This is a genomic window from Achromobacter sp. ACM02, assembly GCF_014851605.1.
Taxonomy (GTDB): domain Bacteria; phylum Pseudomonadota; class Gammaproteobacteria; order Burkholderiales; family Burkholderiaceae_B; genus Achromobacter; species Achromobacter aegrifaciens.
In genome coordinates this window covers 602,013-623,991 of the sequence record NZ_JACUZY010000005.1, presented here as the reverse complement: position 1 = coordinate 623,991, position 21,979 = coordinate 602,013, and the positions used below count along the sequence as shown (strand labels likewise).

The following is a 21,979-nucleotide window of genomic DNA, read 5'->3' as shown; positions in this document are numbered from 1 at the left end:
CCTCACAAGAGGAGTTTGGCGAGATGAGGGCCGCGCGCGTGCGCGGCTTAGCGTCCTAGCGCAGGGACGAGGCGGGTCCCGACATCAGCGGCAGGGAGCCTTCGACGTTCGCGCCCCAGTCGTTGATGCTGTTGAACTTGACCTGGGCACCGCCTGCCGGCGCCGATGTCATTCCCGCGAGGGGAAACAACGTGGAGTCGCCCGGCTTGACGTAACCGGCTCCGGCATCGAAGGTCTGGCCGCCAGACTGCAGGCTGATCTTGCCCAGGTTCACGACATAGGGCGTGGGATTGCTGGCCTTCAGCGCATAGCCTTTGCCGGCCGCGGCGGGAGCGACCTCCCAACGCAGCTGCGCCGGCGCCTCGTCTGCCTGGCCCGGCAGGCCTTGCGGGCGATACATCACCTTGATGCGCGTGCGAAAGGCAAGCTGCAGGCGATTGGCGTCTTCGCCGGCCTGAGCCTTGGGCGGGACTTCCAGCACGTTAAGCCAGTACATGCTTTCCTTATCCTGCGGCATCGATTCCTTGGTGTGGATCAGACGCAGGGTCTGCCCCTTGCCGGGATCCACGCGGAAGATGGCGGGCGTCAGCACGAAGGGGACCTTCAGCGTTTCCGGCGCGTCGGTGATGCTGCCGTCGTCCAGCCACGACTGAACCAGGGCAGGCGTACGGCCGTCATTGCTCAGCTTGATGGTGACTTCGCGCTCCTGCGCCGGATAGATCACGCGCGTGCTGGAAATAACGACGCTGGCCTGCGCCTGGAGTGCAAAACAGCCCGCGGCAAGCGTTGCGGCGGCCATCAGGGTGCGGCGTAGAGTTTTCATGATGTAGCCCTTGGTGGTGGATGCTGCGTCTATGGTCGGTTTCCTTCCAAGCCGTCTCGGGGAGCGGGTGAGACGGCTTGCAGGGAAACACCTGCCTCGGCGGCCCCGGGAGGCGGCCGCCGAGTCGGCGCATTACTCGTAGGAGATCGAGTACTGCACGCGCGAGTTGGCGGCGCCGGCGGTGGCGTTGCCCAGCGAGTGGTACTCGACGAAGTAGTCCAGGTCAGCCTTGCCGCCGGACAGCGTCACGGTCTGCGAGTTCTGCTGGCCGATGGCCGCGCCGGCCATGATTTCGCCGAACGAGTTGTTCAGCAGGCCCAGTTCGACTTTCTCGGCGCCGCCGGCGTCAACGACCAGACGGCCGGTGGTTTGCGAAACGGTGGCGCCGCCTTCGAAGTGAACCGAAACCGGCTGGTCGGAGGTGCAGCCGCTCAGCGCAATCTTGAACGGCGTGCGGCCGGCGGTGGCGCCTGCGGCTTCCAGCGTCTTGGCCGACACGGCGGGCAGCGCAACGGTGAAGTTCTCGCCGCCGTTGCCGCCGTTGATCATGCAGGTATTGGCGGTGATGTTGCCGGTGAATTCGATGGTGCCGTCGGCGGCGTGGGCGCTGGCGAAGGAGGCGAGGCCGGCGATGGCCAGAGCAGCGGTCAGGAGGGTCTTTTTCATGATGAGTCTTTTGAGTTGGGTTTTGAGGTGAGGGAAATCGCCTTTGCGGGCGGATCTTTGCTGCGTGCGCTAGTGCTTGAGGGACCGTTGGGGACAGGTCTTTTCAGTTCGCGTACTCAACAACTGCATCGTAGATTTCGCGGCGCAGGCCGCCCATCGGGCTAGTCCTCTCCGATCCGGGCAAGACATAGGACTAGGCCCATTTTTTGGCGCAGGCCCTCTCAGCACCGGAAAAAGCGCCCGCAGCCGAGCCCGCCAGCGAGCGGGCGCAGTGGTCGACAATCAAGGGGAAAGATCCCGTCAGGACACGAACCCGGACCGGGAAAGTCGGCGCATGCGGGGCCGCGCCCGGAAAAATTTCAGGCGGACTGCACGGGCCGCAGTGGCGGCTGATCGAGAAAGGAACAGCGCCGCAGAATGCGGCGCTGACTCAGAGCATCAGGCGGCCGGGACCGTCAGCGGCACGCCCGGCTGGCTGGCCGAGCGCGTGCCCGGCAGCGGATGACAGGACGGCGGATGGTAGGTATGCACCAGCGACAGCTTCACGCGGTCGCTGGCGTTGCCCTGGGCGGCATGCAGGGTGCGGCAATGGAAGAACACCACGTCGCCCGCCTGCAGTTCGGGGCAGACCGCGCGGGCGATCCACTCGGCGTTCTGGGGCGCGTCGTCGCGGAAGAACTTCTGCTGGTCGAACTGTTCCGGCGCGAAGGCGGCCGCGTGCGAACCCGGGATGAAGGACAGGCCGCCGTTGGCGCGCGTTTCCGGGCCCAGCGCCAGCCAGGTGGACACCAGATCGGTGTCGGAAAACGACCAATAGCGGATGTCCTGGTGCCAGCCGGTCAGGCTGCCATAGGCCGGATGCTTGGTCATCACGCAGTTGTGATGCACGGTGGACAGCACTGGCGTTTCGCCGAAGTAGCGCCCCAGCCACTGGCCGATGCGGGAATCGGCGGCCCATTGCGCGAACAAGGGGTCGCGGCCATAGGCGCCGAGCAGGCGCCGCACGGTCAGCCCGCCTTCGGCCGCGCGCGACTCGGGCGCGCCGGGATAGCGCAGGTCGGCTTCGTATTCGATGGGCGCGACGTGGTCGCGCAAATGGCGTTCGGCAACGGCGCGCAGCGCCGCCACCTGTTCCGGGCTGGCGAACTGGCGCGCCACCACGAAGCCCTGCTCGCGCAGGACGGCTATCTGGTCATCAGGCAACAACATGGCATTCAAGCAGCAGGGGGTTGGGCGGGAGGATTGATGCGGGCGGCATCGCGTTCCTGCACCTCATGGTGCACCCATTCGCGCCACACCGCCACCAGCAGGGCCATCAGCACGGGGCCGACGAACAGCCCGACGATGCCCATCGTCTTCACGCCCCCCACCAACCCGAAGAAGGTCGGCAGGAAAGGCAGCTTGACCGGCCCGCCCACCAGCCGCGGACGCAGGGTCTTGTCGACGATGAAGAGTTCCACGCTGCCCCACACCATCAGCGCGATGCCCGCCACCAGATGGCCCGAGCCGACCAGATAGAGCGACACCAGCGTGAACGACAGCGGCGCGCCGCCGGGTATCAGCGCCATGAAGCCGGTGACCACGCCCAGCAGCACGGGCGACGGCACGCCCGCCACCCAGTAGGCGATGCCCAGCACCACGCCCTCGCCCAGGGCGATCAGGCCCATGCCGGTGACGGTGGAGTTGATGGTGGCCGGCACCACGCGCGAAAAGCGCTGCCAGCGGGCAGGCAGGATGCGTTCGCCCAGCACGTCCAGCTGGGCCACCATGCGGATGCCGTCCTTGTAGACGAAGAACAGCGTGATCAGCATGAACAGCACGGTCAGCAGCAACTGGAACACATTGCCCGTGGCCGCCAGGACCATGCGGTAGATATTGCCCAGATGCTCGCCGCTGACGGCCTCGACCAGGGCGCCCAGCGCATGGGGCTGGCCGATATAGGATTCCCAGTACTGGCTCAGGCGCTCGCCCACCACGGGCATGGAGGTGATCCAGTTGGGCACGGCCACGCCATGGCGGTTGGCGGCGATGGCCCAGGCGAAGAAGGTACTGGCTTCCTTGATGGCGTAGGACAGCGCGAACGACATCGGCACGATCAGCACGACGATCACCACCAGCAGCGCCAGCGAGGCTGCCAGCGCGTTGCGGCCGCCGCAGCGCGCGACCAGCCGCTGGTACAAGGGCCAGCTGGCCAGGCCGATGATGAGTGCGGCGAGCGCGGGGACCAGGAAACCGCTGAGGAAGTACACCCCCGCCAACAGCACGAGCAACAAAAGCCAACGGGCGATCAGGTAAGCGGGTAGTACAGGCTGCATGGAGCGGATCGACAGTAAGGACGTTGTAGGCTTTGACTGTCGGACTATACAGACGTTTCATGCAATTCGAGGGACGCAAGGTCTGTATTTACTACGGGGTTTCCCGTGATTCCCCAGGTGGAGGGCGGATCCGCCCCCCACGCCATGCGCTTACAACGCGTACTCCGCGGCCTCTTCGCGCGCGGTACGGCGGCGCGGCGGCAGGTATTCCTCCAGTGCAGGCCTGGGCGCGGCGGACGGCGCGGCGTTCGCCTGGCCAGCCCCGCGGGCGTAGACGCTGCAGCTGGCCGCGGCCGGATCGGTCTCGTCGCGGCCGCTCAGTAGCGGGCAACTGGCGAACAATTCAGCGGCCCAGTCGGTGAAGGCGCGCACCTTGGGCGACAGCTGGCGGCTTTGCGGATACAGCACCGAAATCGCGGTGGGGCTGGGCTTCCATTGCGGCAGCACTTCGATGAGTTCGCCCGATTGCAGGTGCGGCAGCGCCATGTAACGCGGTGTCTGGATCAAGCCGAAGCCCTTGAGCCCGCAATCCAGGTAGGCGCCGGATTCGTTCACCGACACCACGCCCTTCATTTCGACTTCCTGGTGCTTGCCGTCGACCCGGAAATCCCAGGCGCAATTGCGGCCGGTACGGCTGGAGAAATAGTGCACGGCGTGATGGTCGCGCAGTTCGTCGATGCTCTGCGGCAAGCCATGGCGCGCCACATAGGTGGGCGAGGCGCAGGTCACGCTCTGCAGCGTGCCGATGCGGCGCGCGACCAGGCTGGAATCCTCCAGGTCGCCGGCGCGGATCACGCAATCCACGGCCTCCTGCACCATGTCGACCGGGCGGTCGCCCAGGCCCAGCACCAGCTCCACGTCGGGGTATTTGTCGTGGAAATCACACAATGAGGGGATCAGGATCAGCCGCCCGATGCAGGTTGGGGCATCGATGCGCAGCCTGCCCTTCAGGCGCAGGGCCGCTTCCTGGAAGCAGGCCTCGGTTTCCTCGACGTCGGCCAGAATGCGCACGCAGTGCTGGTAATAGCCCGCGCCGTCGGGCGTCAGGCCGATACGGCGCGTGGTGCGGTTGAGCAGGCGCACGCCCAAGAGGCGTTCGAGGTTCTGGATGATGGTGGTGACGGTGGTGCGCGGAAGCGAGAGGCTGTCGGCCGCCCGGGTGAAGCTATTGGCGTCCACGACGCGCACAAACACCTGCATAGCCTGAAAACGGTCCATGGCGACGGTGTCCTTTAGGGGAAATAGTCGGTGTGGACGGAGCATAACCCGATTTCGGCGTTGATTAGTCGATCCTTACGACTAGTGTTGCCGAAACATCAGGGTTTATCCGACCCCCTAAACCGCTCAGAATGCAAACCATCTTGAAGTGCCCTTGCCGCCAGGCGCCATCAAAGGGCAAGCCTATCCTCAGATTCCGGCACCCGCAAAGACCCGCCCCGATCAGGCGCCTTTGCCTGGGATGCGCAGCAGCATTGCATGTTGCATTGCAGCATTTCCGCCGGATCCCGAGGACAGGCCTGCCCCAGGCCGCCGCAGCCGCCTCCGCCCCCAGGCTCATCCAGGCAAGCGCGCTTTCGCCCCATCATCTCTCAAGGAAACACCATGGTTTCGCGCAATCGTATTGCTGTGCTCGCCGTCTTTGCCGCCATCGTCGCCGCTGGCGGTGGTTATGCCCTCTTCCGCGCTCCCGCTGGCGCCAATGCGGCGCAGGCGCAGACTGCCCCCACGGCGCCGCCAGTCGAAGTGGCCGAGGTCCTGAACAAGACCATCGTGGACTGGCAGCGCTACTCCGGCCGCCTGGAAGCCATCGACCGCGTCGACATCCGTCCCCTGGTGTCGGGCACCCTGACCGCCGTGCACTTCCAGGACGGCAGCATCGTCAAGAAGGGCGACGTGCTCTTCACCATCGACCCGCGTCCCTACGCGGCCGAGGTGGACCGCGCCGCCGCCGCCCTGACCGCCGCGAAGGCCCGCGCCTCGTATACCGCCAGCGAACTGGCCCGCGGCCAGCGCCTGCTGACAGACAACGCCATCGCCCGCCGCGATTTCGAGGAAAAGCAGAACGCCGCACGCGAAGCCGCCGCCAACCTGCAAGGCGCCCAGGCGGCGCTGGACTATGCCAAGCTGAACCTCGGCTACACCCGCATCGAAGCCCCGGTGGACGGCCGCGTGTCGCGCGCCGAGGTCACCGTGGGCAACGTGGTGGCGGCTGGCGCCGGCTCCGTGCCGCTGACCCGCCTGGTGTCGGTGTCCAAGATGTACGCATCGTTCGACGTGGATGAACAAACCTTCCTGCGCTATGTGAACCCTGCGCGCGGCGGCCGCGCCGGCGCCGTGCCGGTGGAGCTGGGCCTGGCCAACGAGGAAGGCTATTCGCGCACCGGCGTCGTGCAGTCCGTGGACAACCGCCTGGACACCACCTCCGGCACGATCCGCGTGCGCGCCGAGTTCGACAACGCCGACGGCCAGCTGCTGCCCGGCCTGTACGCCCGCGTCCGCCTGGGCGGCAGCGAACCGCGCCAGGCCGTGCTGATCGACGAAAAGGCCATCGGCACCGACCAGGACAAGCGCTACGTGCTGGTGCTGGACGACAAGAACCATGCCGTCTACCGCCAGGTCAAGCTGGGCGCCAACCAGGAAGGCCTGCGCGTGGTCGATTCGGGCCTGGCCGCCGGCGAACGCATCGTCGTCAACGGCCTGCAACGCATCCGTCCCGGCGATGCCGTGACTCCCACCGTCGTCCCCATGGTTGCGGCCCAACGCAACCCGGTCAAGACCGCCTCGGCCACCCTGAACTGAGCCGGCGCGTCTAACGAGAACGTCCATGAATATCTCGAAATTCTTCATCGACCGGCCGATCTTCGCCGGCGTGCTGTCGGTCCTGGTGCTGCTGGCGGGCCTGCTGGCCATGTTCCAGCTGCCCATCTCCGAGTATCCGGAAGTGGTGCCGCCGTCCGTGGTCGTGCGCGCGCAGTATCCAGGCGCCAACCCCAAGGTCATCGCCGAAACCGTGGCCTCGCCGCTGGAGGAATCCATCAACGGCGTCGAGGACATGCTGTACATGCAGTCGCAGGCCAACAGCGACGGCAACCTGACCCTGACGGTCAACTTCAAGCTGGGCGTGGACCCGGACAAGGCGCAGCAGCTGGTGCAGAACCGCGTGTCGCAAGCGCTGCCGCGCCTGCCGCCGGACGTGCAGCGCCTGGGCGTGACCACGGCCAAGAGCTCGCCCACGCTGACGCTGGTGGTGCACCTGATCTCGCCCAATGACCGCTACGACATCACCTACCTGCGCAACTACGCGATCCTGAACGTCAAGGACCGCCTCGCCCGCATCACCGGCGTGGGCGAAGTGACGGTGTGGGGCTCGGGCAACTATTCCATGCGCGTCTGGCTGGACCCGCAGAAAGTCGCCCAGCGCGGCATGACCGCGAGCGAAGTTGTCGCCGCCATCCGCGAACAGAACGTGCAGGTCGCCGCCGGCGTCATCGGCGCGTCCCCCACGCTGGGCGACGTGCCGCTGCAACTGAACGTGAATGCCCGCGGCCGCCTGCAGACCGAAGAGGAATTCCGCGACATCATCCTGAAGACCTCGCCCGATGGCGCGGTGACCTACCTGTCGGACGTGGCCCGCGTGGAACTGGACGCGCAGGAATACGGCTTGCGGTCGCTGCTGGACAACAAGCAGGCGGTGGGCATGGGCATCATGCAGTCGCCCGGCGCCAACGCGCTGGACGTGTCCAGCCAGGTGCGCGCCGCCATGGCCGAGCTGTCGCAAGACTTCCCGCCGGGCGTGGAATACCGCATCGAATACGACCCCACCCAATTCGTGCGCGCCAGCATCAAAGCCGTGGTGACCACGCTGCTGGAAGCGATCGCCCTGGTGGTGCTGGTGGTGATCCTGTTCCTGCAGACCTGGCGCGCGTCCATCATCCCGCTGCTGGCGGTGCCCGTGTCCATCGTGGGGACCTTCGCCCTGCTGCTGATGTTCGGCTATTCCATCAACGCGCTGTCGCTGTTCGGCATGGTGCTGGCCATCGGCATCGTGGTGGACGACGCCATCGTGGTGGTGGAAAACGTGGAGCGCAACATCGCCGCAGGCCTGAGTCCGCGCGATGCGACCTATCGCGCCATGCGTGAGGTCAGCGGCCCCATCATCGCCATTGCGCTGACGCTGTGCGCGGTGTTCGTGCCACTGGCCTTCATGACGGGCCTGACCGGCCAGTTCTACAAGCAGTTCGCCATGACCATCGCCATCTCGACGGTGATCTCGGCCTTCAACTCGCTGACCCTGTCGCCCGCGCTGTCGGCCATCCTGCTCAAGAGCCACCACGACAAGCCCGACTGGCTGACCCGTGGCATGAACCGCGTCTTCGGCCGCTTCTTCAACTGGTTCAACAATATGTTCGGCCGCGCGTCCGAGTCGTACGGCACGGGCGTCACCAAAGTGATCCGCCGCAAGGCCAGCGCCATGGGCGTGTACGCCGTGCTGGTGGCCGCCACCGTCGGCGTCTCCTATCTGGTGCCCGGCGGCTTCGTGCCCGCGCAGGACAAGCAGTACCTGATCGCCTTCACGCAGCTGCCCAACGGCGCCTCGCTGGACCGCACGGACGCGGTGATCCGCCGCATGAGCGACATCGCCCTGAAGGAACCCGGCGTACAGAGCACCATCGCCTTCCCCGGCCTGTCGATCAACGGCTTCACCAATAGTTCGAGCGCCGGCATCGTGTTCGTCATGCTCAAGCCCTTCGAAGAGCGCAAGAACGCCGCGCTGTCGGGCGACGCCATCGCGGGCTCGCTCAACCAGAAGTTCGCGGCCATCCAGGACTCGTTCATCGCCGTGTTCCCGCCCCCGCCCGTGATGGGCCTGGGCACGCTGGGCGGTTTCAAGTTCCAGATCGAAGACCGCAGCGCCGCCGGCTACGCCGCACTGGACAAGGCCAAGCAAGCCTTCCTGGAAAAGGCGCGCCAGACGCCGGAACTGGGCCCCGCCTTCTCCAGTTACGAGATCAACGTGCCGCAGCTGGACGTGGACCTGGACCGCGTCAAGGCCAAGCAACTGGGCGTGCCGGTGACGGAAGTCTTCGACACCATGCAGATCTACCTGGGCTCGATGTATGTCAACGACTTCAACCGTTTCGGCCGCGTCTTCCAGGTGCGGGCGCAAGCCGACGCGCAATTCCGCGCGCACGCCGACGACATCCTGCAACTGAAGACCCGCAACGTCGCCGGCGAAATGGTGCCGCTGTCCTCGCTCGTCACCGTCAACCAGACCTTCGGCCCGGAAATGGTGGTGCGCTACAACGGCTACACCGCCGCCGACATCAACGGCGGTCCGGCGCCCGGCTACTCGTCCGACCAGGCCCAGGCCGCGGCCGAGCGCATCGCCGCCGAGACCCTGCCGCGCGGCATGAAGATGGAGTGGACCGACCTGACCTACCAGCAGATCCTGGCGGGCAACGCGGGCCTGTGGGTGTTCCCGATCAGCGTGCTGCTGGTGTTCCTGGTGCTGGCCGCGTTGTACGAAAGCCTGACCCTGCCGCTGGCCGTGATCCTGATCGTGCCGATGAGCATCCTGGCCGCGCTGACGGGCGTCTACCTGACCGGCAACGACAACAACATCTTCACGCAGATCGGCCTGATGGTGCTGGTGGGCCTGTCGGCGAAGAACGCGATCCTGATCGTGGAGTTCGCCCGCGAACTGGAAATGAACGGCCGCAGTCCGCTGGACGCCGCCATCGAGGCCAGCCGCCTGCGCCTGCGCCCCATCCTGATGACGTCCATCGCGTTCATCATGGGCGTGGTGCCGCTGGTGCTGTCCTCGGGCGCGGGTTCTGAAATGCGCCAGGCCATGGGCATCGCGGTGTTCTTCGGCATGCTGGGCGTGACCCTGTTCGGCCTGTTCCTGACCCCCGTGTTCTACGTGCTGCTGCGCACGCTGGGCGGCAAGACGCTGCACTCCGCCGCGCCGCACGAGGCTCCCGTGTGCGTCCCGCACGTGGCCCCGAACGCGCAACCCGCCCAGCAACATCACGCCTGAGCCGGCTCACCACAGTAGCTAGACAGCGCCTTCCGCCCCCTAGGCGGAAGGCGCCCACAAGAGAATAGTCATCATGATCAAAAGACTGACCCGCGGTTCCGCCCTGCTTGCCGTCCTGCTCGTGCTGGCCGGCTGCGCGGTGGGCCCCACCTACGAACGCCCCTCGGCCGCGGTGCCCGCGGCCTTCAAGGAAGCCGCCCTGCCCGCATCCGAGGCCGGCACCTGGAAGACCGCCGAACCGTCGGAAGACGCGCTGCGCGGCGCCTGGTGGAAAGTGTTCGGCGACGAAGGGCTGAACCAGCTGCAGGAAGAAGCCCAAAAGGCCAACCAGAACCTGCAGGCCGCCGCCGCCCGCCTGACCCAATCGCGCGCGCTGCAACGCGAAGCCCGCGCCGGCTTCTTCCCCAACCTGGACGCCGCCTTCGGCCCCAACCGCCAGCGCCCCTCGGCCGTGTCGCAGGGCCTGCCCGACGGCACCTCGACCAGCCCGGTCACGACTTGGCGCGCCCAAGGCGCCGTTTCCTACGAAGCCGACCTGTTCGGCCGCGTCGCCTCCACCTACGACGCCGCCAGCGCCGACGCCCAGCAAAGCGAGGCCCTGTACCGTTCCGTGCTCCTGGCCCTGCAGGCCGACGTCGCCACCACCTACTTCCTGGTGCGCGAACAGGACGCCGAATCGCAGCTCTACCGCCAGACGGTCAAGCTGCGCACCGACACCCTGCAACTGATCCAGCGCCGCTACGACGCCGGCGACATCAGCGAACTGGACCTGGCCCGCGCCAAGGCCGAACTTGCCAGCGCGCAATCCGAAGCCCTGGGCATCGACCGCCGCCGCGCCGCCTCCGAGCACGCGCTGGCCGTGCTGCTGGGGCGCGCCCCGTCAGACTTCGCCATGCCCGAGCAGCCCATCCAGAAGGTCGCGCTGTCGATCCCCGCCGGCCTGCCATCCACGCTGCTGGAACGCCGCCCCGACATCGCCGCCGCCGAACGCGCCATGGCCGCCGCCAACGCCCGCATCGGCGCGGCCAAGTCCGCGTTCTTCCCGCGCCTGGACATCACCGGCGCCTTCGGCTACGAGTCCTCGGACCTGGGCAACCTGTTCCAGTGGTCCAGCCGCACCTTCCTGCTGGGCCCGCTGGTCGGCGCCGCGCTGTCCATGCCCATCTTCGACGGCGGCCGCCGCCAGGCCGGCCTGGACCGCGCCCGCGCCGTCTACGAGGAAGACGTCGCCGTCTACCGCCAGACCGTACTGAACGCGTTCCGCGAAGTGGAAGACAACCTGGCCAACCTGCGCATCCTGGCCGACCAGACCAAGGCGCAAGACGCAGCCGTCGACGCAGCCGCCCGCGCCGCCAAGCTCTCGCACACGCAGTACCGCGAAGGCTCCATCAGCTACCTGGACGTCATCGAAGCCGATCGCAGCGTCCTGCTGCAGCAACGCGTCGCCGTGCAGCTCAGCGGTGAACAAGCGCGCTCGGCCGTAGGCCTGATCCGCGCAATTGGCGGCGGCTGGGAGAACCCGGTGCCGCCGGAAACGGTGGCATCGAAGTAAGAGGCAGGCGCGCCACGGGCAAGACACGGCGGCCCGTTGGCACCAGTTCGGAGCGCCCACGGCAGCAACCGCAATCGCTGTCGGTGTCACGGGCGCAGTAGCAGTAGCAGTAGCAGTAGCAAGACCAAGCGTAAGCCCCAGATCGGCCGCCCGCGCGGCCGATCTGGGGCGGGCCCCGCAAGATCTTCCGCCAACCGCTACCGGCGCCAAGAACGCCAAGCAAACCACCCGCCCCAGCGCCCGTAAAGATCCAACCAGCCGAGCCAGTCGCGTCGGGGGCCGGCGGGGCGCGGGGCGTCGATAAGCCCGACGGAATCCGAAGGAACCGCCGCAGGCGGTGACGAGGATGAGGATGGGGAAGTCCGGAGCGAACGCTCCGGACCGCAATCGTTGCCCCGCGTCCCGCCGGCCCCCGACGCGACTGGCGTCTTAAGAACCAACAGAAGCCACAGAAGCAGCAGCAGCAGCAGCAGCAGCAGCAGCAAAAGCAACCAGAAAACCTACGGCCGCCCCCGCAGCCACTCCTCAAGATCAGCAGCCGGCAACGGCGGCGAAAACAAAAACCCCTGCCCCGCCGCACACCCCTGCTCAATCAAAAACCGCCGCTGCTCTTCGTTCTCGACGCCTTCAGCCACCACAGGCAGGCTCAGGCTCTCGCCGATACGAATCACAGCGCTGGTCAACGCCCGAGCCGCGTCATCGCTCTCCAGCCCCTGCACGAAACTGCGATCCAGCTTCAGTTCATCCACGATCAGTCGCCGCAAATGCCCCAGGCTGGAATAGCCAGTCCCGAAATCGTCCATCGACAACCGCACCCCCAAGCGATGCAGCTCCGCGATCGTCCGCAACGTACCCGCCGTCGCATCCAGCACCACGCCTTCTGTGATCTCCAGCATCAGATCCGCCGCCGCCAGCCCGAACTCGGCCAGCGTCGCCTCGATCAACCGCGGCAGATTCAGATTGTGGAAATTCGTCGCAGACAGGTTCACCGACACCGACGGCACCCGCAGGCCCTTCGCCCGCCAGACCGCCAACTGCGAACAAGCCTCGTGCACCGCCCAGTCGCCCAGGTCTCCGATCAACCCGCATTCCTCGGCCAGCGGCACAAAGCGCGCCGGCGAGATATCGCCCAGCGTCGGATGACGCCAGCGCGCCAGCGCCTCGACCCCGTACAGCTGACCGTTCTTCAACCCCACCTGCGGTTGATAGTGCAACCGCAAAGCCTTCGCCTCCAGCGCATCGCGCAAGGCGGCCTCCAGCGCCAGGCGCTCCTGCGCCTGCCGGTTCATTTCGGCGCTGAAGAAAGAGATGCGGTTGCGCCCCGCCGTCTTGGCCTGATACATCGCCATGTCGGCATGGCGCAGCAGCGTATCCATGTCGCGTCCGTTCTCGGGGAACACGCTGATGCCGATGCTGACCGAGGGATTGAGCGTGATGCCGCCCACCGAGAACGGCTGAGCCAAGGCGACCAGCACATGCTCCGCCGCCGTCGTCAGTCGACCGTGTTCAAAGTCCGGCATCAGCATCACGAACTCGTCGCCCGACAAGCGGCCCACGATGTCGGTCGCGCGCGCCAGGCGGCGCAAGCGCTGCGCCACGTCGCGCAGCAACGCATCGCCTATGGGATGGCCCAGCGTATCGTTGACCTGTTTGAAGCGATCCAGGTCCAGGAACAGAATGGCGACACGCTTGCGCTCGGGTTCAGCGCGCGCGATGGCCTGCTCGGCCTGCGCCAGCAGCAGGTTGCGGTTGGGCAAGCCGGTCAGTTCGTCATAGAACGCCAACTGGCGGATACGCGCGCGGGCCTCCTCGCGCTCCAGCGCCAGCGCGCACAAGTACACGCACACGTCCACCAGCCGGTGATGGAAATCGTCGGGCAGACGCCGCTCGCGGAAATAAAAACCGAAGGTGCCTATGACCCGGCCATCGCTGGACTTGATCGGCGACGACCAGCAGGCCTTCACGTCGTCCGGCAGCGGCAGGTGGCGATAGTCGTCCCACAGTGGATCGGTGGAGATGTCCGGCACGATCACCGGCCGGCCCAGGAAGGCAGAGGTGCCGCAAGCGCCCGCCTGCGGCCCGATGGCCACGCCGTCCAAGGCGTCGGTGTAGGCTTGCGGCAGGCTGGGCGCGGCCAGCGGCCGCAGCAGCCCGGCATCGTCCACCCGCAGGACGCTGGCCGCGACTTCGGGCGCCAGACGTTCGACCTCGCGGCACACCATGTTCATGACCTCGACCACCGAGGCCTCATTGACCATGGCTTGCAGCACGCGGCGCTGCAAGACTTCGTGCACCTTGGTGGGCGTGATGTCCGTCAGCACGTCCACGATATTGACCAGGGCGCCGCGTTCGTCGAACACGGAGTTGGCCATCACCGACACCCACAGCGGGCGGCCGGCGCGATCGTAGACCAGCACGTCCTTGTGGTAGCCCTCGCGGCAGGCGATGCGGCGGCCCAGCTCTTCGCGCGTGCCGCCGTCCGGCCTGCCTCCGGCCAGCAGTTCGCCCAGCTCCTGGTTGACGGCGTCGCCGCGGGAAAAGCCCAGCATGCGCTGGAAGCCGTCGTTCACGTAGAGGATGCGGCCGTCCTTGCCCGACACCGCAACGGCATTGCCGGTTTCGTTGATGCCCAGCAACAGGAGCCGGATCTCTTCCTGGCGGTCGGCATCCGCGATGGATTTGCGGGAGATGACGGAAATGCGTACGACATCGCCGGCTTCGCCGGCGATGGGCATGTAGGTGGCTTCGATCCAGACGAAGCCGCCGTCCTTCTTGCGATAGCGGCAGGTGCCGGTGAAGTGCTTGCCGCCCAGCAGCCTGGCCCAGACCTGCTCGCCGCCGACGATGCCCTTGCCTTCGTCCATGCTGTCGCAAAGCATGTCATGGCGCAGCTCCAGGGCCTCTTCGCGGGCATGGCCGACCAGGGCGAGAAAATTCGCGTTGGCGTTCAACAAGGAGCCAGCCGGATCAAAATCGAACAGCAGCAGCGCCCGATCCATGGACGCCAGATAGGTGGCGGAGTGCCACGCGGCGCCTTGAGGGCGCTCGTCGGTAACGCCTGGATAAGAATCAAGCATATGGGGCTCCATGCCGGATAACAGCTGATCCGGTTTCATCTGCGCTTCGGAAACCCGAGTTCGACGCGGTCGCGTCCGTCCTGCTTGGCCAGGTACAAGGCCTGGTCCGCACGGCTGAGCGTTTCAGAGAAGGTTTCTCCCAACTGGTGATATGCCATGCCTATGCTGACCGTCAATCTCAACACGCCATCCCCCACCGTGATTGCCAAGGCGCGCACCGCGCCCACCAGCCGGTCCATGACGCGCTGGGCGTCCTCGGGCTGGGTGCTGGGCAGCAGCACCAGGAATTCCTCGCCGCCCCAGCGGCCGCATAGATCGTATTCACGCAAGTTGTCGCCCAACGCGCCGGCCAGCTCGACCAGCGCGCGGTCGCCTGTTTCATGGCCATAGCGGTCGTTGACCGACTTGAAATGATCCACGTCCAGCATCGCCACCACGAAGGTCGATCCGCCGCGAGACACGCGCAAGACCTCCTGCTTGATCATTTCCATCAAGGCGCGCCGGTTCAAGAGGCCGGTCAAGGGGTCGCGGTTGGAGGTTTCCTGCAATGCGGAGTTCAGGTCCCGCATCATGTTCTGGTAGTGGTCCGAGATGCGCGCGATGCGGGTCAGCCGGCGCAGTTGCCGGTCGAAACGGTCGCACAGGCCCAGCTCGCGTTCGTGCGCCATGCTCTGGTAGGCGTCCGACAGTTGGGTCACGCGCTCGATGCGCGCCATCTGTTCGGCCGTATGCCGCCAGAGCGCGTCCAGCGCTTCATGCAACGGATGGCCCTGATAGACCGGATCCGCCAGCAATTCGGCGATGCGCTTGTCCAGCTGGGCGGCGTCGGATTTCATTGGCGGCCGACAACGGAAAAGGGAAACGTGCAGTCTTCCTTGAATTCCTCGGCCAGTTCGCCGACGCGCTCATTGCGCATGTCGTAGAACCAGGTGACGCTGACCTCGCGGCCCTTGTTGTGGGCAGCCTCCAGCAGATCGAAGATGTCCATGACGGACTTGATGCTGCTGGTGTTCAGGTAGAGCAGTTCCAGCTCCAGCTTCAGGGGCGCGGCGCTGCTCAGCAGATAGGCTTCGACCCATTCGATGACGGGACCGAACAGCTCGAAGGAATTCTCGGGATAGGAGTCGCCGCGCATCGCCAGCACGCCGGCAGCGGTGTCGGCGGTGATGGCGGGCGTGGACTGGGTCCCGGGAATGTTCAAATCGTTCATTAGTTGCTCCAAATATATTCTTGGCCCGGCACGCCTTCAGATCACGACGCTCAGGCTGAAGAAGGCCTGCCCGGGCGCTGCGGCGGGCGTCAGGCTGGCCTCCAGCGGCGCGCCAGCGCGGCGGGCGATATCGATCAGCCCCAGGCCGGCGCCCGAGGCGACGCCCTGGGCGCGCGGCTTGTGCAGCTGCGCCTTGTACTCGGCCTTCAGCGCCGCCTTGTCCAGCGCGGCCAGTTCCTGGATGCGGGCGACCAGCGCCTCGCCGTCTTCCGCCTTGACCAGGTTGCCCGCCGACACCACGTAGCGGCTTTCATCGCGGCGGCCGATCACCACGGTGGCCGAGGCGTCCAGGTCGTCATGCAGCGCGGCGTACTGGCGGATGTTCTGGATCATCTCGATGTAGACGGAGAAAACGTCCATGGCCTCGGCCGGCCGCGCGTGCTCCGCGTTCAGATAGTTCTTGAGCGCATTGCCGATTTCCTCGATCAGGCTGCGGGAAGTCGGTCCGTTGAAGCACAACAGAGTGCGATTCTGGTTGAACCGTTCGCCCAATGCGTAAAGATCGGAGGCATTCATGGGGGTAACCGCCCTGATAACGTTTATTCGAAACGGAACGACAGCAAGGTGATGTCATCACGCTGCGGCCGCCCGCCTTGGTACTCTGCCAGCGCCTGGGTAAAGGCGGCCGCCTGTTCGGTTAACGGCCGGCGCGCGTGCGTCTTGAGCATTTCCGCGAACCGGGTATTGCCAAAGCCAAAGCCGTGTTCGCCTCCCGCCTGGTCCAGGAACCCGTCCGTGACCAGGTAGTAGGTCCAGCCGGACTCCATCCGCAGTTCGATGTTTTCGTAGGTCTCGGTGCGCTTGTCGCCCAGCGCCCGCTTGCCGCCGGGCACCTCGCGCAGTTCCTCGCCGTTGCTCGCGTACAGGCTGATCTTGGCGCCCGCATAGCGCAACCGGCCGCCCTGGCGGTCAATATAAACCAGGGCCGCATCCGTGTTCGTGGCCAGCGCACGGGGCAATTGCGCGTCGGCAAGCATGGCGCGGATGGCGTTGTCGGTGCGGGTCAGGATGGCGGCGGGGTCGGCCGGGCCGGCCTCGGTGATCGCCAGATCTATGGCGGCGCGGGCCAGCATGGTCATCAATGCGCCGGGCACGCCGTGGCCGGCGCAATCCATGATGCCCAACAGGCAGTTGGCGCCGTCGGAGCGGAATACGTAGAAGTCGCCGCCCACCACGTCGCGCGGCTTCCACAGCACGAAATGGTGCGCGCCCAGGGACTGGGTAAGCTGGCGATCCGGCAGGATGGCGCGCTGGATCAGGCTGGCGTAATCGATGGAGTCGTCGATTTTCTTGTGCGCGGCGGCCATGGCGCGATTGGCGTCCTCGAGTTCGGAGGTGCGCTCGCGCACCTTGGTTTCGAGTTCAGCCGTGTGCTGGCGCACCTTGTCCGCCATCACGCCGAAGGCGCGGCTGAGGTCGCCGATTTCGTCCTGGCCGCCCGGAGGCAGGCGCACGTCGTAGCTGCCGTCGGCGATGGCGCGCGCCGACTGCTGCAGGCGGCGCAAGGGGCGCAGCATCAGGCGCTCGATGGCGTAGCCGAAGCACAGCAACATGGCCGCGAACAGCACCACCAGGCCGATCGCCGCGGGCCAGAGCCAATCCGTGTCCAGTACCCGGGCCGCGCCCAGGTCCACCACCGTCAGCACGTGCCAATGCAGTTCCGGCATGTAGGCTACGGACACCAGCTGCCGGATGCCGTCCATCTTGACCCAGGCGGATTGCACCGACTGCGGGTCGGTCCGCGCCGCCTTCATGGCCGCGGCCAGCTCGGCGCGGCCCTCGCCGCCGTCCAGCAGGTTGAACACCGTGCCACGGGCAGCGCCGCCCGCGCCCGAGTTGTAGGCAATGAGCGAGGCGTCCATGTGGGCCTGGATCGCGCCTTCTTCGTCGACGATGATCGGCGTGACCCCGGGCTGGCCGCTGTTGACGAATTCACGCAGGAATCCGCCTACGTCCAGACCGGAACCGGTCAGGCCGATGACCCGGTCGCCGTCGCGCACCTGGACGTTGATCCAGACCTTGGTGGTCTTGAGCTTCAGGTCCGGGTTGACGTTGATGTTGTATTTGGCGGGAGACGCCAGCGTCAGGTAGAACCAGGCGTCGTCGGCCGCGCTTTTGCTCAGCGTGTAGCGCGGCGTCTCGGACAGGGGCTGGTCGTCGTTGAAGTAATAATTGCCCGAGGCGGCGCTGGCGATGAAGTAGGCGCGTCCCAGCAGATCGCGGCGGTAGCCGTCGGCTTCGCGAAAGAACAGCTCGCGCGCGGCCGGATCGCTTTCGTGCCGCAGCCAGCGGCGAGTGACCTCGCTATCCGCCAACCGCTGCGACAGGGCCAGTTCACGGGACACGGGCGCCAGGATGCGCTGGCGGTTCAATTGCGTGAAGTTGTCGGAGAAAGCCCGTCCGAAGTGCTCCCTGACCCCGTCCAGCACCTGCCAGCCGATCAGGGCCGCCGGCGCCAGGGCAACCAGGCACGCCAGCAACAGCGCCATCAACGATTTTCTGCGCAAACCCCATTTCGCCATGCAAAGTCTTCCTTACTGCCTGATAAGACGTAACGTGCGTGAAGGGGACGCATGGGCAGACTTTCGTTGTGTAACGATGTTTCGCCGCGCGCTTGCCCCGCTTGTCCAGCCATGAGCCTGTTGCAGGCGTACCCTCGAGGCACGTCCGGCGCGACAAGTGTAGAGAACAGTGGATCCAATTGAAACAGGAGCAAACGCTTGTAAGACGCTCGGGCGTCCTAAGTTGCACTACTGCAATGTAAATGTCGATTTATTGCTTTTTATTTCACGACTGACAGCGTTTGCCTGTTTACATTGCAGCTTTCTTGCTACACGCCCAGATAGCGCTCCCAGAGGCCGCGATCCGCGTCCAGGGCCTGGGAGTCCCCGGTCCAGACGACCTTGCCGCGCTCCAGGATCACGTGGCGGTCCGCCAGACTCAGCAGCCGTTCGACGTATTTGTCGATGACCAGGATGGTTTGCCCGGCCTGGCGCAGGCGCGCCAGGCAATTCCAGATTTCCTCGCGGATCTTGGGCGCCAGACCTTCGGTGGCCTCGTCCAGGATCAGCAGCCGCGGATTGGTGACCAGCGCCCGGCCGATGGCCAGCATCTGCTGCTCGCCGCCCGAGAGCTGGTTGCCCATGTTGCGGGCGCGTTCGTGCAGGCGCGGAAACAATTCAAAGACGCGCTCGGGCGTCCAGGGTTCGCCGATGTCCGGGTTGCGGGAGGCGACGAAGGCTGTCAGGTGTTCGCGCACCGTCAGATTCGGGAAGCACTGCCGCCCTTCCGGCACGATGGCCATGCCGACCCGCGCGATGCGGTCCGGACTCCAGCCGCTGATGTCCTGGCCCGCGAACTGGATCTTGCCGCCGCGCAGGGGCAACTGGCCGAACAAGGTGCGCAGCAGCGTGGTCTTGCCCATGCCATTGCGGCCCAGCAAGGTCACGACCTGGCCCGCGCCGATTTGCAGGTCCACGCCGAACAGCACCTGGCTGGCGCCATAACCGCTCTTGGCGGATTCGATGGTCAGCATCATGCGGTCTCCTCGTCGCCCAGGTAGGCTTGCCGCACTTCCGGGTTGGCGCGGATTTCGTCGGGGGTGCCGGTCGCGATGACGCGGCCGTAGACCAGCACCGACAGGCGGTCGGCCAGGCGGAACACCGCCTGCATGTCGTGTTCGACCAGCAGCATGGCGGCTCGGCCCCGCATCGATTCGATCAATTCGGTCAGGCGCACGGTTTCGTCGGGCCCCATGCCCGCCATGGGTTCGTCCAGCAGCAGGACGGCAGGCCGTGCGGCCAGGGCCAGCGCGAATTCGACCTTGCGCTGTTCGCCGTGCGGCAGGGTGCCGGCCGGGCGTTCCAGCAGGCTGGCGTCGATGGCGCATTCCCGGGCCAGCTCGCGCGCCTGCTCGTACAGGGCCGATTCGGCGGCGCGCGGCTTCCAGAAGCGGAAGCTGCTGCCGGCATGCGCCTGCACCGCCAGCACCAGGTTGTCCAGCACGGAGGATTGCTTGAAGATGTTGGTGATCTGGTACGACCGCGACAGCCCGGCAGCCACTCGCTGATGGGCGTTCATGCTGGTGACGTCGCGTCCGCCTACCGTCAGCTTGCCCGAGTCAGCCGTCAACGTGCCGGACAGCAGATGGATCAGCGTCGACTTGCCCGCGCCATTGGGGCCGATGAGGGCATGGATCTCGCCCGGGTTCAGGGACAGCGACACATTGTCGGTGGCGACCAGCGCGCCGAAGCGGCGCACCAGTCCCGTGGCCTGCAGGGCCGGCGTTACAGCTGCGTTCATGATCCCGCCTTGCCGGATTGGGTGGCAGCGGCGCGGCCGCTGAACAAGGGGCCGAACAGCCCGACCAGACCGCGCGGCGCGCCGAACACCACGCACAGCAGCAGCACGCCCAGGGGCAGGTGCCAATATTCGGTCCACAGGCGCAGCACTTCCTCCAGGGTCAGCATGACCACGGCGCCCGCCACGCCGCCATAGCGCAGGCCGATGCCGCCCACCAGCACCATGATCAGCAGGTTGGCCGACTGGGTCCAGTGCATCAGGCTGGGCGAGATGAAGAGATTATGGTTGGCCAGCAACGCGCCGGCCAGGCCGGCCACCGCGCCGCTCAGCGTGAAGGCCATCAGCTTGATGCGATAGACCGGATAACCCATGGATTCCATGCGCGATTCGTTTTCGCGTATGCCTTGCAGGGCGGTGCCAAAGCGCGAGGTCACCACGCGGCCGAACACCCACATGATCAGCGCGAACACCGCCAGCACCAGGTAATAGAAGCTGACGTCATTGGCCAGGTCGATGCCCGGCAGGCTGGAGTAGCCCGGCAGGTTCAGCCCGTCCTCGCCGCCGTACTGCCGCAGCGAGATGAAGATGTAGAACAGCATCTGCGCGAAGGCCAGCGTGATCATGATGAAGTACACGCCGCGGGTGCGCAGCGAAATCGCCCCCGTGATGCAGGCCAGCACCGCCGCCAGCAGCATGGCCACGGGCCAGACGATCAGGGCGGACGTCACGCCCGACATGGCCAGGATGCCGACCGCGTACGCGCCCGCGCCGAAGAACGCCGCGTGTCCCAGCGCCACCATGCCGCCATAGCCCAGGATCAGGTTCAGGCTGGTCGCGGCCAGCGCATAGATCAGCACGCGCCGCACGAAGGAAATGTAAAAGTCCAGGCCCAACGCCGGCGCGACCAGGGGGAATACGGCCAGCGCGGCCAGCAGGACCACGGTCCAGATCATGGATTTCATGCTCAACCCCGCGCCGGAAACAAGCCGGAGGGCCGGAACACCAGCACTGCCGCCATCAATACATAAATGGCGATGGCGGCCAGCGTCGGTCCGACGCTGGAGGCCACGGCCGGGGAAAAGACCTGGCGCAGCAGCATGGGCAGGAAGGCCCGCCCCGCCGTATCCACCATGCCCACCAACAGCGCGCCGACAAAGGCGCCGCGAATCGATCCGATGCCGCCGATCACGATGCATACCAGCACCAGGATCAGGATTTCCTCGCCCATGCCCACCTGTACCGACGTGATCGGGCCGAGCAAGGCGCCGGCCACGGCGGCCAGCATGGCGCCCAGCACGAACACGCCCAGGAACAGCAGCGGCACGCGCACGCCCATCAGGGTGGCCATCTGGCGGTTGGACGCCCCTGCCCGCACCAGCACGCCCGCACGGGTGCGCGTCACGAACCAGTACAGGCCCGCGGCGGCGGCCACACCGAACACGATGATCATCAGGCGGTAGGCGGGATAGAGCAGATCGGGCAGCAGCCGGACCGGGCCGGACAGCGCGGCCGGCATGTTCAGCATGACGGGGGCCGGCCCCCAGATCATCTTGACCAGATCGTTGGCGATGAGGATGACGGCATAGGTGCCCAGCACCTGGGCCAGGTGGTCGCGCAGCGCCAGGCGGCGGATCAGCGTGAGTTCCAGCACCACGCCGACGATGCCGGTGGCGACTGCCGCCACCAGGACGGCAGCGGTGAATGAACCTGTGCGCTGCATGGTTTCGGCGGCGACATAGGCGCCGGCCATGTAGAGCGAGCCGTGAGCCAGATTCATGATGTCCATGATGCCGAACACCAGGGTCAGCCCGGCCGCGATCAGAAACAACATCAACCCAAACTGCAGACCGTTCAGCAATTGCTCGACGATCAGCGTAAACGTCATGAAGACTTCCCCCTGCCGCGAAGTGCCGATGGCCTGGTTCGCGGCCTAA

General features: G+C 66.3%; 17 protein-coding genes. 3 read left to right on the top strand and 14 right to left on the bottom strand.

Going from position 1 to position 21,979, the window contains the following annotated elements; translation table 11 throughout:
* Positions 1 to 55 precede the first annotated feature (55 nt).
* The 5 genes from IB258_RS18865 to IB258_RS18845 all read right to left on the bottom strand — a co-directional run bounded on the left by IB258_RS18865 (position 56) and on the right by IB258_RS18845 (position 5,022).
* Entirely contained in the window at positions 56 to 823 is a 768-nt protein-coding gene (locus IB258_RS18865) for a molecular chaperone (RefSeq protein WP_192353005.1), read from the bottom strand.
* A gap of 132 nt (positions 824 to 955) precedes the next feature.
* Positions 956 to 1,489 carry a fimbrial protein gene (locus IB258_RS18860; RefSeq protein ID WP_192353004.1) on the bottom strand — a complete coding sequence of 178 codons (534 nt, stop codon included), beginning with the start codon at positions 1,487 to 1,489 and terminating at the stop codon, positions 956 to 958.
* 438 nt (positions 1,490 to 1,927) lie between these two features.
* The gene (locus IB258_RS18855; RefSeq protein WP_370539840.1) at positions 1,928 to 2,698 is read right to left on the bottom strand and encodes a phytanoyl-CoA dioxygenase family protein; all 771 of its coding nucleotides are present in this window, start codon (positions 2,696 to 2,698) and stop codon (positions 1,928 to 1,930) included.
* Positions 2,699 to 2,703: 5 nt separating this feature from the next.
* Positions 2,704 to 3,804, bottom strand: coding sequence for an AI-2E family transporter (locus IB258_RS18850; RefSeq protein WP_054458797.1), 1,101 nt, complete (start codon positions 3,802 to 3,804; stop codon positions 2,704 to 2,706).
* Between the two features lie 150 nt (positions 3,805 to 3,954).
* Positions 3,955 to 5,022 carry a LysR family transcriptional regulator gene (locus IB258_RS18845; protein WP_054458795.1) on the bottom strand — a complete coding sequence of 356 codons (1,068 nt, stop codon included), beginning with the start codon at positions 5,020 to 5,022 and terminating at the stop codon, positions 3,955 to 3,957.
* 384 nt (positions 5,023 to 5,406) lie between these two features.
* Between IB258_RS18845 and IB258_RS18840 the strand changes: the two genes are divergently transcribed.
* The 3 genes from IB258_RS18840 (at position 5,407) to IB258_RS18830 (ending at position 11,396) form a co-directional block, all read left to right on the top strand.
* Complete coding sequence (locus tag IB258_RS18840; RefSeq protein ID WP_054458793.1) at positions 5,407 to 6,603, top strand: efflux RND transporter periplasmic adaptor subunit; 1,197 nt, start codon at positions 5,407 to 5,409, stop codon at positions 6,601 to 6,603.
* Positions 6,604 to 6,628: 25 nt separating this feature from the next.
* Entirely contained in the window at positions 6,629 to 9,844 is a 3,216-nt protein-coding gene (locus tag IB258_RS18835) for an efflux RND transporter permease subunit (RefSeq protein ID WP_054458791.1), read from the top strand.
* 73 nt (positions 9,845 to 9,917) lie between these two features.
* Positions 9,918 to 11,396: an efflux transporter outer membrane subunit gene (locus tag IB258_RS18830; RefSeq protein WP_054458788.1), complete on the top strand. Its 1,479-nt coding sequence runs from the start codon at positions 9,918 to 9,920 to the stop codon at positions 11,394 to 11,396.
* A 500-nt stretch (positions 11,397 to 11,896) separates the two neighbouring features.
* Here IB258_RS18830 and IB258_RS18825 read toward each other — a convergent pair whose 3' ends face one another.
* The 9 genes from IB258_RS18825 to IB258_RS18785 all read right to left on the bottom strand — a co-directional run bounded on the left by IB258_RS18825 (position 11,897) and on the right by IB258_RS18785 (position 21,930).
* On the bottom strand, positions 11,897 to 14,473 hold the full coding sequence (locus IB258_RS18825; protein ID WP_054459221.1) for an EAL domain-containing protein: 2,577 nt from the start codon (positions 14,471 to 14,473) through the stop codon (positions 11,897 to 11,899).
* A gap of 35 nt (positions 14,474 to 14,508) precedes the next feature.
* On the bottom strand, positions 14,509 to 15,309 hold the full coding sequence (siaD, locus tag IB258_RS18820; RefSeq protein ID WP_054459223.1) for a biofilm regulation diguanylate cyclase SiaD: 801 nt from the start codon (positions 15,307 to 15,309) through the stop codon (positions 14,509 to 14,511).
* Positions 15,306 to 15,683 carry a biofilm regulation phosphoprotein SiaC gene (siaC, locus tag IB258_RS18815; protein WP_054459225.1) on the bottom strand — a complete coding sequence of 126 codons (378 nt, stop codon included), beginning with the start codon at positions 15,681 to 15,683 and terminating at the stop codon, positions 15,306 to 15,308. The genes siaD and siaC overlap by 4 nt, the downstream gene beginning before the upstream one ends.
* 36 nt (positions 15,684 to 15,719) lie before the next feature.
* Positions 15,720 to 16,259, bottom strand: a complete 540-nt coding sequence (gene siaB / locus IB258_RS18810; protein WP_054459227.1) for a biofilm regulation protein kinase SiaB — start codon at positions 16,257 to 16,259, stop codon at positions 15,720 to 15,722.
* Positions 16,260 to 16,282: 23 nt separating this feature from the next.
* On the bottom strand, positions 16,283 to 18,265 hold the full coding sequence (gene siaA / locus IB258_RS18805; protein ID WP_199728345.1) for a biofilm regulation protein phosphatase SiaA: 1,983 nt from the start codon (positions 18,263 to 18,265) through the stop codon (positions 16,283 to 16,285).
* 308 nt (positions 18,266 to 18,573) lie between these two features.
* A complete protein-coding gene (locus IB258_RS18800; RefSeq protein WP_175159935.1) occupies positions 18,574 to 19,278 on the bottom strand; it encodes an ABC transporter ATP-binding protein in 705 nt (234 codons plus the stop codon).
* On the bottom strand, positions 19,278 to 20,045 hold the full coding sequence (locus IB258_RS18795; RefSeq protein ID WP_054459230.1) for an ABC transporter ATP-binding protein: 768 nt from the start codon (positions 20,043 to 20,045) through the stop codon (positions 19,278 to 19,280). The genes IB258_RS18800 and IB258_RS18795 overlap by 1 nt, the downstream gene beginning before the upstream one ends.
* On the bottom strand, positions 20,042 to 21,007 hold the full coding sequence (locus IB258_RS18790) for a branched-chain amino acid ABC transporter permease (protein WP_192353002.1): 966 nt from the start codon (positions 21,005 to 21,007) through the stop codon (positions 20,042 to 20,044). Before IB258_RS18790 ends, IB258_RS18795 begins: the two co-directional genes overlap by 4 nt.
* A gap of 2 nt (positions 21,008 to 21,009) precedes the next feature.
* Positions 21,010 to 21,930: a branched-chain amino acid ABC transporter permease gene (locus IB258_RS18785; RefSeq protein WP_013391329.1), complete on the bottom strand. Its 921-nt coding sequence runs from the start codon at positions 21,928 to 21,930 to the stop codon at positions 21,010 to 21,012.
* Between the last annotated feature and the right edge of the window lie 49 nt (positions 21,931 to 21,979).